Raw genomic sequence first — 14,419 nt, forward strand, 5'->3', positions numbered from 1 at the left:
CACGGCGCGACGGAGGGCCCCCTCCCGGATCGCTCCGGGAGGGGGCCCTCCGTCAATCGGTCACCTCAGGCGTTGACGGTCACGAGCGTGCTGCCCGCGACATTCGCCCCCTCGAGGAAGTGGACCTGGCCGAGGTAGCGCTTGGACGCCTCCAGCCCCGACCAGGACGCCGTCACCGTGAGCGGCGTGCCCTGGGTCACGGTGGCGGACGCCGGGGCCAGGGTGAGGTTGCCCGTGTCGGTGTCGCCCAGGTTCCACACGTGCACCGGGACCGTGACGCTCGGCTCGGCGCTGTAGAGGTCGATCGCGGCGACATAGGTGCCCGGGGTCAGGGTGCGCAGTGTGACCTGTTCGGTCGAATCCCCGTTGCCGCTGCTGCCGACCGACGTGATCGTGCCATTCGCGTTGAGCCGGTAGACGTTCAGGTCGATGTCCCGGGCCGCCACCTCCTCGGAGAAGGTCGAGACCCGCGTGACCTTCGTACCCGCGGCCACCTGGAACAAGAAGTACCCGTCCAGCGGGGTCCCGTCCTTCTTGGGGACCGGGAGCGCGGTGACCGCTGAGGCCAGCATCCCGTCCACGTCGGTGCCCAGGGGCCCGGTGAAGCCCGGGGTCACGGTGATGCCGGTGGAGCCGGAGACACCGGACGCGACGACCTCACCCGGGGCGGCGATCGCCACGGGACGGACGGCGATGGGGCTACGAACGTCACTGACGCTCCCGTCCGCGGCCGTCCAGGTCACCGAACCGAAGGCGTACTTGCCGAGCGGTGCGGTGGTTCGGGTGATCTCGACCTTGAACTGCGCGGTCTTGCCGGCGGGGACGGTCAGCCGCTTGGGCACCACGTTGACCTTGAAGCCGGCCGGCGCTTCGACCGTCGCCGTGAACTGCAGCTTCTTGCCGCTGACGTTCGTGACCCGGCGGGTGACCTCCTGGTAACCGGCCAGGTCACCGATGGCGATGGACGGGTAGTTGAGGTCGCTGGCGTCCTTTGCCGGGTTGGCATCACACCAACCCGAGCCGCCCACCAACTGCAGCTGGCCGATGGCGCAGGCGTAGGTGTACCAGTCCCGCCGGTCGGAGTCGTAGACCAGACCCGGGTTGTAGGACTTGGCCGGGACGACCTCACCCGCACCGAAGTTCAGCGGGGTCGCGGTGCGGCTGCCCCACATGATCGGGTTGCCCTCGGTGGTGGTCTGGCGCGCGGTGGTCATCATGGCCGACTTGATGGCCATCGGGCTCCACTGGGGGAACTTCTGCTTCAACAGCGCTGCCAGCCCGGCGATGTGCGGGGCCGACATCGACGTGCCCTGCAGGGAGTTGAAGCGGGGAGCACCGGTGCCACGGTCCTGACTGTAGGCAGCGATGACGTCCACGCCGGGAGCGGTGATGTCGGGCTTGAGCAGGTCGCCGCCGCCGGCAACCGCCGGGCCGTACGACGAGAAGCTGGCCATGGCGGGAGCCTCGAGCGTGACGTTCTGCGTCGCCGACATGGTGCCCGTCGGGGCGGTCGTACCGGAGACGTATGCCTTCACCTTGACGCCGTCCTCGGCCGACAGGTGGGTGGCCGGCAGGCCGTACATGATGGCGTTGAGGGACGCCGCCCCGCCGACGGCGTTGACCAGCACCATGCCGGCGCCGCCCGAGTCCTTGACCTCGGCGCCCTTGTCCACGAGCGCGTGGGCGCCGCGGGTGCAGACGACCAGCCTGCCGGACGCCAGGCTGTCGTCGAGCGTCCCGGCGCCACAGAGGTCGGCCTGCGCCGGCGTGGCTCCGGCCGCGGGAATGGCGGACGCGAGGACCATGGGCGTGGCGGCCAGTGGTCCGCCAAAGCCGACACCTTGGAACGTCGTGCCGCTCCCGGTGGTGAGGGAGTTCTTGACGCCGCGGTCATGGGTGCTGGCGGCGACCGTCGTGGTCCACGGGGAGTTGTGCGCCACCGAGGAAACCCCCACCGTGTCGCCGCTGTTGCCGGCAGAGGTCGCCACGAAGACGCCGGCGTCGGCGGCACCGAGGAACGCCAGCTCGTCGGCGGTCACGACGTACGTCGAGGAGCCGGAGACCGAGTAGTTGATGACGTCCACGCCATCCTGGACCGCGTGTTCGATGGCCTTGACCAGGCCCGTCGTGGTGCCGGACCCGTTGCCATCGGCGGTCTGCCACAGGGCCTTGTAGACGGCGACGTGAGCGGCCGGAGCCATGCCGGACCCGGCACCCAGGTGGTTGCCCATAATGCTCATCGCGACGCCGTGGTTGCCCGCAGCCGTGCCCGCGGTGTGCGAGCCGTGCCCGTTCGTGTCCCGCGGGCTCTTGTGGTCGTGGCTGACGTTGTTGCCGTACTCGGCCCCGTAGTAGCGGGCCCCGACGATCTTGTCGGTGCACTCAAACGTGATGTCGTTGTCGGTCTCACACTCGAAGTTGCCCGCGGGATCCTCCGCCCCGATCGACGCGAAGCTGGGGTTGTCCGGGTCGATGCCGGTGTCGATGACGCCCACGACGATGCCCTTGCCCGCGTCGGCGTCGCCGCCGAACTGCGACTGCCAGACTCCCTCGGAGCCGGTCAGGCCGAGGTAGTCGGGAGTGCTGACGGTGTCGGCGTGGCGGATCTCGTCCTCCCACACGTTCGCCACGCCAGGAGCCTTCTTCAGGACCTCCGCCTCGGCTTGGGTGAGCTCCGCGGCGAATCCGTTGAACGCGACGGTGTACTCGTGCTTCTTGGCCGACTCCCGCAGGCCGGCCGCCCGCAACGTCTGGCGCTGCTCGTTCCTCAGGTGCGCCTCGTACTTGCGTCCGTTGGGCGACTTGGTGTCGACCTTCTGACCCGCAGCGGGCTTGGTGGCACCGATGCCGGACACTCCGCCGGTGTAGGACGCAAGGGGAGCGTCATCCAGCTGGACGATGTAGGTCTTCCTGGTGGTGTCGAGCGTCAGCTGCGGGTCAGCAGCGAAGGCCGAGTGCGCCAAGGGCGTGAGGACCGTGAACGCGGCCGCCAGGGCTGCGATCCGGGTACCTCGTGAGGAGTGGGTTCCCACGGCTTTCCCTTCGAAGTGGTGTCGGGTGGGTACATCCCGGCCGGGACCAGCGTCGGTGCCGTCGGGACGTGCGCCCGATCCTGCCTTGTCACAGGCACATCGGTACAGGGTGGGGTCGACGAGATGGGCGCCTTAACTCTTACGTTCAGGAGCACCACTCCGCGATGGCCGCGCGGGGCCGACGCACCACGCCCAGCCGGCGGGGGGGAACCCACGGGCCGGCACCTCCGACACTTACGATGGGCCGCATGAGCCCGAGGCGCGCGACCCCGCAGGTGCTGGAGTCCGTGCTCGTCACCCTGGCGTCCTCCCTGCCGGACCTCGCCGAACAGACCTGTGCCCAAATCTACGGCGAGCTCGACTCCTACGCGGCCATCCCCGCCGACCGACTGATCGCCGCCGTGCGCCGCAACCTGGACACGGCCCTGAAGGCCCTGCGCGAGGATCGAGTACCACCGCCGGAGCGCCTCGACGGGGCGGCCCAGACCGCGCGGGAGCGCTACGACGCCGGGGTGCCCGTCGAGGAGATCGTGCGGGGGTTCCGCATCTCGATCGCCCTCATCCACGAACGGTTCGTCGACCTGGCGGTCACGCTCGGGCTGCCCGCCGCCGCCTCGGTCAGCGGCGTCCGGACGCTGTGGCGTGTCGCCGATGCCTTCACCACCCGCATCATCACCGAATACCACACGCTCGAACTGGACACCGCGGTGCGCAATGCGCAGCGCCGCGTCGGATCGCTGCGAGCGCTCCTGGCCGGGGAGGCCCCCGACGAGACCCTGCTGGCCCTGGTCGACCCGGCGACCCCCTACGCGGCCATCCGCTGCGAGGTCCCCGCGGCCGACTCCGCGGAAGCCGTGCGGAGGCGACTCGAGGCGTCCGGCTCGGCGGGGGCCCACCGGGCCCTGGTCGTGGTGGACGGTGGGCAGGTTCTCGGGGTGGTGGCGGCCCGCCCCGCCGACCCCGGCCACGCGGTGGGCATCGGCCCCTTCGTCCGGCTCGAGGAGCTGCCGCGTTCCGACCGGATCGCTCGGCAGTCCCTGCGGGTCGCGATCCGCACCGGCCGCGGCGGCGTCCTCGGCCTTCCTGAGTTGGGCTGGCGCCTGGCGGCCGCCTCCCGGCCGGACGTGTGGGCCCACTACGCCACGTCCTTCCTCACCCCGCTGGACGCCGAGGGCGAGTTCGGTGCCGAGGTGCTGGCCGCGGTGCGCTCGTGGCTGGTCCACGGGCGGAGCATCCCGCGCGCCGCGGCAGAGCTGCGTGTGCACGTGAACACCGTCCGCTACCGGCTGGGGCGCTACACCGACCTGACCGGGGCCGACCTCGACGACCCCGATGACCTGCTGGGCATCACGTGGGCCGTCGAGCTGGGCCACCCCGACACTGAATTGTAGATTTACACAATCTCTTCGTCGAAACGCTGGATCGACATCCGTAGCATTTGCCCTCACCCCCCAACTACGGTCCGTAGTGGCTTCATGGCCTTTGGAGAACCGGACGACGACGCCGGCGAGGGCTGACCACAACGAATGTGCGCTGAACCAGAAAGGGCTGAGATGACCAAAGTCATCGACGACATCACGCCCGTACTGACCGAACACCTGCGGGACGGCATGACCATCGCCGTCGGAGGCTTCGGACTGTGCGGGATCCCGACCGACCTGATCAAGGTCGTCCGGGACTCGGGGGTCTCCGACCTCACGATCGTCTCCAACAACCTGGGTGTCGACGGCAAGGGGCTGGGCCTCCTGCTGGAGAACAACCAGATCAAGAAGGTCCTCGCCAGCTACGTGGGCGAGAACAACCTCTTCATGCAGCAGTACATCAGCGGCGACCTGGACGTCGAGTTCGTCCCGCAGGGCACCCTGGCCGAGCGGATGCGCGCGGGTGGCTCCGGAATCCCGGCGTTCTACACCGCGACGGGCGTCGGCACCGAGGTCGCCGAGGGCAAGCCGACCGCCGACTTCGACGGGCGCACCTACGTGCTCGAGCGGGCGATCATCGCCGACGTCTCCCTCGTGCACGCCCACACCGCGGACACGTCGGGCAACGTCGTCTACCGCCGCACCGCCCGCAACTTCAACCCGGTCGTCGCGATGTGCGGCCTGACCACGTTCGTCCAGGCGGAGAACATCGTCGACCTCGGTGGCATCGATCCCGACGACGTGCACACGCCCGGCGTGTACGTGCACCACGTGACCCGCGCCGTCTCCCCCACCGACATCGAGCAGCGCACCGTGCGTCCCCGCCCGGTCGACGTCCTGCAGGAGGCCTGACATGCCCTGGACCCGCGACGAGATGGCCGCCATCGCGGCCTCCGAACTGACCGACGGCGACTACGTCAACCTGGGCATCGGCATGCCGACCCTGGTCGCCAACAACCTCCCCGAGGGCGTCACCGTCCACCTGCAGAGCGAGAACGGCATCCTGGGGATGGGCCCCTTCCCGTTCGAGGGCGAGGAGGACCCCGACCTCATCAACGCCGGCAAACAGACCGTCACGCTGCTGCCCGGCGCCTCGATCTTCGACTCCGCCACGAGCTTCGGGATGATCCGCGGCGGCAAGATGGCCGCGGCGATCCTCGGCGCCATGCAGGTCGCCGGCAACGGCGACCTCGCCAACTGGCAGATCCCCGGCAAGCTCGTGAAGGGCATGGGCGGCGCCATGGACCTGGTCGCCGGCGCCCGTCGCGTCATCGTCATGACGGACCACGTCGACAAGCATGGCTCGCCGAAGATCGTCCAGGAGTGCACCCTGCCGCTCACCGGCCTGGGCGTGGTCGACCGGATCATCACCGACCTCGCCGTCTTCGACGTGACCCCCGACGGCCTCATCCTCCGCCGCCTGGCCCCCGAGGTCACCGTGCCCGAGGTCCAGGAGAAGACCGAACCGGCCTTCACCGTCGACCTCGCCTGATCCCGTCCGACCCCTTCTACTGAATCGCAGACACTCATGACCTTCTACAGCCTGATCATCGTCATCGCGGCGCTGGGCTTCCTGATGTGGATGGCCTACAAGGGGCACTCCGTCATCCTGTTCGCGCCGATCGCCGCCATGGGCGCGGTCCTGCTCACCAACCCGGGCCTCGTCGCCCCCGTCTTCACCGGCCTCTTCATGAGCAAGATGGTCGGCTTCATCCTGAACTACTTCCCCGTGTTCCTGTTGGGCGCCATCTTCGGCAAGCTGATGGAGATCTCGGGCTTCGCCAAATCCATCGTGAGCGCCGTCATCACGATGGTCGGTGCCCGCAACGCGATGCTGACCATCGTGCTGGTCGGCGCCCTGCTCACCTACGGCGGCGTCTCGCTGTTCGTCGTCGTCTTCGCGGTGTACCCGTTCGCGGCCGAGATGTTCCGCCAGGGCAACATCCCCAAGCGGCTCATCCCCGGCACGATCGCGCTGGGCGCTTTCACCTTCACGATGGACGCCATCCCGGGCACGCCGCAGATCCAGAACATCATCCCGACGACGTTCTTCAACACCACCGGCTACGCCGCGCCCGTGCTCGGCATCATCGGCGGCATCTTCGTGTTCGTCTTCGGCATGGCGTACCTCGAGTGGCAGCGCCGCAAGGCTCTCGCCAAGGGTGAGGGCTACGGCGAGGGGCACATCAACGAGCCCACGACGTACGCCACCGACGGCAACCAGCCCCACCCGCTGCTCGCCCTCGCGCCGCTGGTCATCGTCGGCGTGGTCAACCTGATCATGACCCGGATGATCCCGGGCTGGTTCGGCAAGGAGACGACCTTCGACGCGACCGTGGTCGGCAAGCCGGCTCCGGTGACCGTCGCCACGGCGTCCAACATCGGCATCTGGGCCGTGCTGGTCGCCCTGCTGGTCGGCATCCTGTTCGTGGTCGTCACCGCGTTCGGCACGATCCGCAAGCACTTCGCCGAGGACGTGAAGCCCGCGATCGCCGGCTCCCTGCTCGCCACCATGAACACCGCGTCCGAGTACGGCTTCGGTGCCGTCATCGCCTCGCTGGCCGGCTTCAAGATCGTCGCCGACGGCCTGACCGCCATCCCGGACCCCCTGGTCCGCGAGGCCGTCACCGTCACCTCGCTGGCCGGCATCACCGGTTCCGCCTCCGGCGGCATGTCGATCGCGCTGGGCGCCATGTCGCAGTCGTTCATCGACGCCGCCAACGCGGTCGGCATCCCGATGGACGTCCTGCACCGTGTCGCCGCCATGGCGTCCGGCGGCATGGACACCCTGCCGCACAACGGCGCCGTCATCACCCTGCTGGCGGTCACGGGCCTCACCCACAGGTCGTCCTACAAGGACATCTTCGCCATGACCATCATCAAGACCATCGCGGTCTTCGTCATCATCGGCGTGTACTACGCCACCCACCTCGTCTGAGGAGAGGATCCACCATGAGCACCTACCCGAACCACCACGCGGGTCGTCGGGCCCTCGTCACGGGCGCCGCCTCCGGCATCGGCCGCGAGACCGCCATCAAGTTCGCCGAGTCCGGCGCGCACGTCCTGGCCGTCGACATCAACGGCGAGGGCCTGGCCTCGCTCGCCGAGCAGGTCCAGGGCATCGAGCCCCTGACCTGCGACCTGTCGGACTACGACGCCATCGCCGAACTGCCCAAGGACGTCGACATCCTCGTCAACGTGGCCGGCATCCAGACGGTCTCGCCGATCCACGAGTTCCCCCCCGAGAAGTTCGAGTTCATCATGCGCGTCATGCTGCATGCGCCGTGGTACCTCATCCGCCAGACGGTGCCGCACATGTACGCCAAGGGTTGGGGACGCATCGTCAACCTGTCCTCGGCGCACGGCCTCCGCGCCTCGGAGTTCAAGTCGGCCTACGTGACCGCCAAGCACGGCCTGGAGGGCCTGTCCAAGGTCGTCGCCCTGGAGGGGGCTCCGCACGGCGTCACGTCCGTGACCGTCAACCCGGCCTACGTCCGGACGCCCCTGGTCGAGAAGCAGATCGCCGACCAGGCGCGCACGCACGGGATCTCCGAGGACGAGGTCATCGAGAAGATCATGCTGACCCGCTCCCACGTGAAGCGCCTCATCGAGCCCGAGGAGGTCGCCGAGCTGGTGCTGTTCCTGACCGGCCCCGCGTCGGCGTCCATGAGCGGCACGTCCTACCCGATCGACGGGGCCTGGACGGCGTACTGACACCCCCCGTGCTGCATTTTGTTGCGGCGTTGTACCGGGATCATGACCAACTTCGTCGACGCAAAATGCAGCACGGCCCCAAGCATTGAGGAGAAACACCATGAAGAAGACTGACGATCCGATCGTCGTGGTGGGCTACGCCCGCACCCCGGTGGGCAGCTTCGGCAAGTCGCTCGCCGGCGTCCCGGCCCACGTGCTGGGCGCGACCGCCGCCAGGGCGGCCCTGGAGCGGGCCGGGCTGACCCCGGGGGACGCCCAGGAGTGGATCATCGGCTGCGTCGGCTCGACCGGAACGGACGCCTACATCAGCCGTCGCGTCTCGATCGAGGCGGGCGCCGCCGAGGAGTCGACGGCCATGACCGTCAACCGCCTGTGCGGGTCGGCCATGCAGGCCATCGGCCTGGCTGCGGCCGAGCTGATGGTCGGCGAGGCCGACATCGTCGTGGCCGGCGGCACGGAGAACATGTCGGCACAGCCGTTCATGGACTTCAGCGCCCGTTCCGGCGTGACGCTGGGTGACCGCAAGGTCATGGACGGCACGAATTCGATGATCACCGACCCCTTCTCCGGGGAGCCCATGGGCATCACCGCCGAGAACGTGGCCGAGCGCTTCGACGTCACCCGCGAGGCCCAGGACGCGTTCGCGCTGGAGTCCCAGCGCCGCGCTCAGGAGGCCCTCGCGTCGGGTGCCGTGGCGGCCGAGATCACCCCGGTCACGATCAGCAGCCGCAAGGGCGACGTCGTCGTGGACACCGACGAGCACCCCCGCGCCGGTCTCACCCTGGAGAAGCTGGCCGCGATGCGTCCGGTCTTCAAGAAGGACGGGACCGTCACGGCCGGCAACGCCTCGGGCATCAACGACGGCGCGGCCATGCTGGTGCTGACCCGCAAGTCCGTCGCCGAGGAGCGCGGGCTCACCCCGTTGGCCGAACTCGTCGACTTCACGAAGGTCGGCATCGAGCCCGGCATTATGGGGTACGCGCCGAAGCCGGCCATCGAGAAGATCCTCGAGCGCAACGGCCTGTCGAAGGACGACATCGGCTGGTACGAGATCAACGAGGCCTTCGCCGCGCAGGCGGTCCCGGTCGCGCGCGACCTCGACCTCGACCCGGAGAAGGTCAACCCGCTCGGCGGAGCCATCGCGTGGGGCCACCCCATCGGCGCGACCGGCGCGATCATCTCGATGCGCACCATCGAGAACATCCGCAAGAACGGCCTTGAATGGGGGCTGGCGTCGATGTGCATCGGCGGTGGCCAGGCCGTCGCCTCGCTCTGGCGCGCGCTCTGAGCCGACGGGTGACCCCTGGTCACCCGCTCACTGTCGGACCCGGTCCCCGAGGGGGCCGGGTCCTTCGGTTTCAGCTGGGAGGCAGCACCCGGATCGCGGCGAGATCGCCGGCGTCGAGGGCCAGCGGCGTGCGGTCCACGTGCACCACCCCGTCGTCGTCCACCACCAGCACCACGCCCGGAGCGACGCCCTGGCCGCCCAGTCGGACGAGACGCTCGGGGTCGTCGTCGCTGATGCGCGCCACGGTGTGGTCACCCGGGCGGGCCTCCGCCAGCAGGGGCGCGACCACGGGGGTCCAGCCCCCGTCGGCATCCGGGATCGCGTCGCCGTGGGGGTCGCGCCGTGGGTGGCCGAGCACGGCGTCCAGCCGGGCGAGGAACCGCTCGGACGCGGCGTGCTCCAGCAGTTCCGCGTCGTCGTGCACCTCCTCCCACCCATAGCCGAGCACCTCGGTCAGGAAGGTCTCGATCAGACGGTGCCGCCGCACCATCACGCGCGCGAGGCGTTCCCCCAGCGGGGTCAGGACGACGGGCCGGTAGGGCCGGTGTTCCAGCAGGCCCTGGGCGGCCAGGCGCTTGACGGTCTCCGACACGTTGGCCTGGGTCGTGCCGAGGCGGGCCGCGAGCCCCTTGGTCGTGATGGGCGCGTCCCCCCACTCGACGGCTGACCAGATGACCTTGAGGTAGTCCTGGGCGACCGGGGAGAGGTCGTCGACGCCGATCATCACGAGCCCCGCAAGGTCAGGACGACCAGCGCGACGTTGAGGGCGACGACGAGGGCGACCACCACCCACGCCGTGATCCGCAGCACCGGGCGGTTGGCGTGCGTCCCCATGAGTCGCCGGTCACTGGTGAGCGCCACGAGCGGGACCAGCGCGAACGGAATGCCCAGGCTGAGGAACACCTGGCTCAGCACCAGAGCGGTGGTCGGGTTGACGCCGAGCGCGAGGATGACCAGCGCCGGGACCAGCGTCACCGCCCGCCGCGCGGCCATGGGGAACTTGATGCGCAGGAGGCCGTCCATGATCGTGGCGCCGGCGTAACAGCCGACGGACGTCGACGCGAGACCCGAGGCGAGCAGTCCGAGGCCGAACAGGACGCCGACGGCCGGGCCCAGCGCCTCCGTGATGGCGGCGTGCGCTCCCTCGATGGAGTCGGTGCCGGCCACGCCCTGCAGCGACGCCGCCGCGAGCAGCAGCATGGCGATGTTGACGGCCCCGGCGACCAGCATGGAGAGGCCGACGTCCCACCGGGTGGCGTGCAGCAGGTGGGTGACGTCGGCGGGCCGGCCATGGCGATCCCGCGCCAGCGCCGAGTGCACATAGATGGCGTGCGGCATCACCGTGGCCCCGAGCATGGACGCCGCGAGCAGCACCGATTCGGCGCCGTCGAACCGCGGCGCCAGCCCGTTGGCCGCCTCCGTCCAGGAGACGTCGGTGACGAACAGCCCCGCCGTGAAGCCGATCGTGATGACCAGCAGCAGGCCCATCACGGTCAGTTCGAAGGGCCGCTGGCCGCGCGTCGTCTGCACGCTCAGGATCACCATGGACACCGCGCCGACGATCAGGCCGCCGAGCAGGAGGGGCACCCCGAACAGGATCTTGAGGGCGATCGCACCGCCGAGCACCTCCGCGAGGTCGGTGGCCAGCGCGACGGCCTCCGCCTGCAGCCAGTAGGCGATGCGTGGCCCCTTCCGCAGGCGTGCCCCCAACAGGGCCGGGAGGCTCTTTCCCGTGACCAGCCCCGACTTCGCCGACAGGTACTGCACCAGCATCGCCATCACGTTCGCCGCGACGAGCACCCACACGAGCAGGTAGCCGTACGTCGCGCCGGCGGTGAGGTTGGCCGCCACGTTGCCCGGGTCGACGTAGGCGATCGCCGCCACGAACGCCGGGCCCCACAGCCATGCCAGCGCGCGGCGCGGGCTCGCGCCGGTTCGTTCGGGTTGCGTCACCACGGGATCCACAAAGTTAAGGTAACCCAACTTTGCGGCCCTTGTCGTCACGGCCCGTCCGCGCGGGTGACCCCGGGCGGGTCAGACCCCGGCGGGCGGCTGCGTCGTGGGCGCGACGACGGACGGCTCGCCCGAGTCGGAGGCCATCGGCTTGCCCGCCTCGGCCCACGCGGTGGTGCCGCCGGTGACGTTGACCGCACGGATGCCCTGTCCCGCCAGGAACTCGGCCGCCTTCTGCGAGCGGACACCCGACCGGCAGATGACGTGGACCGGACCGTCGGCGTCCGACACCTCGGCCACGCGGGCCCGGAGTTCGCCGAGCGGCACCCAGACGGCACCCGCCGCCCGTCCGGCGGCGTACTCGTTGAGCTCGCGGACGTCGACCAGGACGGCGTCGTCAGCCAGGTCCCCTACCGCGACCTGCGGGATTCCGTTCTGCTCAGCCATGTCGTCATGGTGCATCAGGAACGCCAGGTGCGCCAGAGGCTGCGCCCGGTGGGGATGTCGGAGGACGATCAGCGGCGGCGTCCCGTGCCGAAGATCGAGCGCGTGATCTCGCGGGCCGCCGACCGGGCCATCTGGCGGACCATGGTGTTCTCGCTCAACTTCTCGAACAACGACTTCTCGCGTCGCGTCGTCCGGCTCAGGACGGACTGGCGCTCGAGGCGGCCCTGCTCCTGCTCCCACTCGCGCTGGGCCTTCTCCTGCTCGTCCGCGGCGGCCTGCTCGGCGGCCGCCCGGGCACCGGCCTGCAGCTTCGCGTTCAGCACCTCGTAGGCCGACTCCCGATCCGCGGCGGTGCCGTACTTGGCCTGCATCACCGAACGCTGCACGCCGGACGCCATGGCGGCGGCGTCCAGGGGATCCATGGACGCCTGGGGGGCGCGCATGCGCGTCCACGCGACCGGGGTGGGAGCCCCGTTCGGGTTCAGGACCGTCACGACTGCCTCGCCGATGCCCAACTGCTGGAGGCGCTCGGCCAGGTCGTAGTCGGTCTTCGGGTAGGTGTTCACCGTCGCCCTGAGCGCCTTGGCGTCATTCGGCGTGTGGGCGCGCAGCTGGTGCTGGACGCGGGAGCCGAGCTGGGCGAGCACGTCCTCCGGGACGTCCTTGGGCGTCTGCGTGACGAAGAACACGCCCACGCCCTTGGACCGGATGAGCCGGACGGTCTGCTCGATGGCGTCGTTGAAGGCCTTGGAGGCCCCGTCGAACAGCAGGTGCGCCTCGTCGAAGAAGAACACCAGTTTGGGCTTGTCGAGGTCACCGGCCTCGGGGAGGTCCTGGTACAGGTCGGCCAGCAGCCACATGAGGAAGGTGGAGAACAGTGCCGGACGGTTCTGCAGGTTGGGCAGTTCCAGCAGGGAGATAACACCCTGGCCGTCGCCGGTCACGTGCAGCAGGTCGGCGGTGTCGAACTCGGGCTCGCCGAAGAACTGGTCACCCCCCTGCGCCGCCAGCGCGGTCACCTGCCGCTGGATGACGCCCACCGTGGCCTTGGACAGGCCGCCGATGTCGGTGAGTTCGGACTTGCCCTCCTCGGACGTGAGGAACTTCAGCAGCTCCATCAGGTCCTTGAGGTCGAGGAGCAGCAGGTTGTTCGTGTCCGCGTAGTGGAAGACGAGCGCCAGCGAGCTCTCCTGGGTCTGGTTCAAGCCCAGCACCTTGCTCAGCAGCAGGGGGCCGAACTGCGAGACCGTGGCCCGCAGCGGCACCCCGGTGCCCTGCCCGCCGAGGGCGTAGAACTCGACCGGGCAGCCGGCCGGGGTGAACTCCTGCCCGATCGCGACCGTCCGTTCGAGCAGCTTGGGGCTCGGCCGGCCCGGGATCGCCAGGCCCGACAGGTCGCCCTTGATGTCGGCGGCGAAGACAGGGACCCCGGCCCTGCTGACCTGTTCGGCCATGAGCTGCAGCGTCTTGGTCTTGCCGGTGCCGGTGGCGCCCGCGACGAGGCCGTGACGGTTCAACATCGACAGCGAGAGGCGGATCCTGGCGTCGGTGACCGGTGTGCCCTCATCGATGAGCACGCCGAGCTCGATGGACGGCTTGTCGAACGAGTACCCGGCCCGGATGGCGTCGTTGGCGTCGGTCATGGCACGAGGCTAGCGCCTAGACTGGGCCCGTGATCTTCAAGCGAGTCGGCGAGGACCGCCCCTACCCCGACCACGGGTACACCATGCGTCAATGGGCCCAGATCGCGCCGCAGCAGGTGCGGCTGGACCAGCTCGTCACCACCAAGCGCTGGCTCGACCTCGAAGCGCTGCTGGAGGAGGACTCGACCTTCTACGGTGACCTCTTCGCCCACGTCGTCTCCTGGCAGGGCGACCTCTACCTCGAGGACGGGCTCCACCGCACCCTCCGGGCGGCCCTGCAGCAGCGCCAGTCGGTGCACGCGCGGGTCCTGGACCTCCAGTAACCTGTCGCGGACACCTGAGGAGGGAGCCGGCATGGACGCACGCCACGTCATCCGTAGGCTGAAGACGCCGGTGACCCTCCTGATCCTGGTGCTGTTCGTCTTCCTCGCGGGCCGCTGGGGCCTCGACGCCGCCCGCGACCCCATCCCCCCGCGCCCCACGGAGCCGTGCGTCGTCAAGGAGGTCGGCCCGGTCCTCAAGCCCGAGCACGTCTACGTGATGGTCTACAACGGCTCCCAGCGCGACGGCGTCGCCAAGCGCCTGGGCTCGATCCTCTCGGCCGACGGGTTCAAGGTCTACAAGCGCGTCAACGCGGATCGCGACGACTACCCCACCTCGTTCGTCCGGGGCCACTCCGAGGACGCTCCCGAGGTCGTCCTCGTGCGCCAGGCCTTCGAGGGCATCGCGTTCGAGGCGGACGGCCGGGTCGACCGCTCCGTCGACGTGGTCATCGGCGCGCAGGCGCCGACCCCGCACCCGAACCCCGAGTTCGGCGTCCCGCTGCCCGACGGCAAGGCCTGCCTGCCGGCCCTGCGGATCGTCGACCTCGAGGGCTGACGAGCCTCCCGGGCAAACAGCGCTGCGGCGTGCGCGCGGGGC

13 protein-coding genes are annotated in these 14,419 nt (G+C 69.7%); 8 read left to right on the forward strand and 5 right to left on the reverse strand.

Translation table 11 applies throughout. The features are described 5' to 3' along the window. Positions 1-65 precede the first annotated feature (65 nt). The gene (locus AC5YDA_RS08250; RefSeq protein WP_496188912.1) at positions 66-3,032 is read right to left on the reverse strand and encodes a S8 family peptidase; all 2,967 of its coding nucleotides are present in this window, start codon (positions 3,030-3,032) and stop codon (positions 66-68) included. Positions 3,033-3,280: 248 nt separating this feature from the next. Between AC5YDA_RS08250 and AC5YDA_RS08255 the strand changes: the two genes are divergently transcribed. The 6 genes from AC5YDA_RS08255 (at position 3,281) to AC5YDA_RS08280 (ending at position 9,455) form a co-directional block, all read left to right on the forward strand. Further along, positions 3,281-4,423: a PucR family transcriptional regulator gene (locus tag AC5YDA_RS08255; RefSeq protein WP_496188913.1), complete on the forward strand. Its 1,143-nt coding sequence runs from the start codon at positions 3,281-3,283 to the stop codon at positions 4,421-4,423. A gap of 162 nt (positions 4,424-4,585) precedes the next feature. Then, positions 4,586-5,305, forward strand: coding sequence for a CoA transferase subunit A (locus tag AC5YDA_RS08260; RefSeq protein WP_496188914.1), 720 nt, complete (start codon positions 4,586-4,588; stop codon positions 5,303-5,305). Between the two features lies 1 nt (position 5,306). Then, positions 5,307-5,945: a CoA transferase subunit B gene (locus AC5YDA_RS08265; RefSeq protein ID WP_496188915.1), complete on the forward strand. Its 639-nt coding sequence runs from the start codon at positions 5,307-5,309 to the stop codon at positions 5,943-5,945. 36 nt (positions 5,946-5,981) lie between these two features. After that, positions 5,982-7,391 (forward strand): GntP family permease, encoded by a 1,410-nt coding sequence (locus tag AC5YDA_RS08270; protein WP_496188916.1) that lies wholly within the window; start codon positions 5,982-5,984, stop codon positions 7,389-7,391. 14 nt (positions 7,392-7,405) lie between these two features. Beyond that, positions 7,406-8,167: a 3-hydroxybutyrate dehydrogenase gene (locus tag AC5YDA_RS08275; protein WP_496188917.1), complete on the forward strand. Its 762-nt coding sequence runs from the start codon at positions 7,406-7,408 to the stop codon at positions 8,165-8,167. Between the two features lie 100 nt (positions 8,168-8,267). After that, positions 8,268-9,455: a thiolase family protein gene (locus AC5YDA_RS08280; protein WP_496188918.1), complete on the forward strand. Its 1,188-nt coding sequence runs from the start codon at positions 8,268-8,270 to the stop codon at positions 9,453-9,455. A gap of 70 nt (positions 9,456-9,525) precedes the next feature. On the opposite strand, the gene AC5YDA_RS08285 is transcribed toward AC5YDA_RS08280, so the two are convergent. The 4 genes from AC5YDA_RS08285 to AC5YDA_RS08300 all read right to left on the reverse strand — a co-directional run bounded on the left by AC5YDA_RS08285 (position 9,526) and on the right by AC5YDA_RS08300 (position 13,498). Then, entirely contained in the window at positions 9,526-10,179 is a 654-nt protein-coding gene (locus tag AC5YDA_RS08285) for a metal-dependent transcriptional regulator (RefSeq protein WP_496188919.1), read from the reverse strand. Further along, positions 10,179-11,408, reverse strand: a complete 1,230-nt coding sequence (locus AC5YDA_RS08290; RefSeq protein WP_496188920.1) for an Nramp family divalent metal transporter — start codon at positions 11,406-11,408, stop codon at positions 10,179-10,181. Before AC5YDA_RS08290 ends, AC5YDA_RS08285 begins: the two co-directional genes overlap by 1 nt. 81 nt (positions 11,409-11,489) lie before the next feature. Continuing rightward, complete coding sequence (locus AC5YDA_RS08295; RefSeq protein WP_496188921.1) at positions 11,490-11,855, reverse strand: rhodanese-like domain-containing protein; 366 nt, start codon at positions 11,853-11,855, stop codon at positions 11,490-11,492. A gap of 68 nt (positions 11,856-11,923) precedes the next feature. Continuing rightward, positions 11,924-13,498, reverse strand: a complete 1,575-nt coding sequence (locus AC5YDA_RS08300; RefSeq protein ID WP_496188922.1) for a helicase HerA-like domain-containing protein — start codon at positions 13,496-13,498, stop codon at positions 11,924-11,926. Positions 13,499-13,527: 29 nt separating this feature from the next. Between AC5YDA_RS08300 and AC5YDA_RS08305 the strand changes: the two genes are divergently transcribed. Then, the gene (locus tag AC5YDA_RS08305) at positions 13,528-13,821 is read left to right on the forward strand and encodes a type II toxin-antitoxin system VapB family antitoxin (protein WP_496188923.1); all 294 of its coding nucleotides are present in this window, start codon (positions 13,528-13,530) and stop codon (positions 13,819-13,821) included. 31 nt (positions 13,822-13,852) lie between these two features. Further along, positions 13,853-14,377: a LytR C-terminal domain-containing protein gene (locus tag AC5YDA_RS08310; RefSeq protein WP_496188924.1), complete on the forward strand. Its 525-nt coding sequence runs from the start codon at positions 13,853-13,855 to the stop codon at positions 14,375-14,377. Positions 14,378-14,419: the final 42 nt, after the last annotated feature.

This window comes from Propioniciclava sp. LT294 (assembly GCF_059516005.1).

What these genes read in the sequence shown, in the direction of transcription:
- AC5YDA_RS08300 (WP_496188922.1), bottom strand. Translation starts at nt 13,498, where the DNA reads ATGACCGACGCCAACGACGCCATCCGGGCCGGGTACTCGTTCGACAAG.
- AC5YDA_RS08285 (WP_496188919.1), bottom strand. Translation starts at nt 10,179, where the DNA reads ATGATCGGCGTCGACGACCTCTCCCCGGTCGCCCAGGACTACCTCAAG.
- AC5YDA_RS08310 (WP_496188924.1), top strand. Translation starts at nt 13,853, where the DNA reads ATGGACGCACGCCACGTCATCCGTAGGCTGAAGACGCCGGTGACCCTC.
- AC5YDA_RS08255 (WP_496188913.1), top strand. Translation starts at nt 3,281, where the DNA reads ATGAGCCCGAGGCGCGCGACCCCGCAGGTGCTGGAGTCCGTGCTCGTC.
- AC5YDA_RS08295 (WP_496188921.1), bottom strand. Translation starts at nt 11,855, where the DNA reads ATGGCTGAGCAGAACGGAATCCCGCAGGTCGCGGTAGGGGACCTGGCT.
- AC5YDA_RS08270 (WP_496188916.1), top strand. Translation starts at nt 5,982, where the DNA reads ATGACCTTCTACAGCCTGATCATCGTCATCGCGGCGCTGGGCTTCCTG.
- AC5YDA_RS08260 (WP_496188914.1), top strand. Translation starts at nt 4,586, where the DNA reads ATGACCAAAGTCATCGACGACATCACGCCCGTACTGACCGAACACCTG.
- AC5YDA_RS08280 (WP_496188918.1), top strand. Translation starts at nt 8,268, where the DNA reads ATGAAGAAGACTGACGATCCGATCGTCGTGGTGGGCTACGCCCGCACC.
- AC5YDA_RS08265 (WP_496188915.1), top strand. Translation starts at nt 5,307, where the DNA reads ATGCCCTGGACCCGCGACGAGATGGCCGCCATCGCGGCCTCCGAACTG.
- AC5YDA_RS08275 (WP_496188917.1), top strand. Translation starts at nt 7,406, where the DNA reads ATGAGCACCTACCCGAACCACCACGCGGGTCGTCGGGCCCTCGTCACG.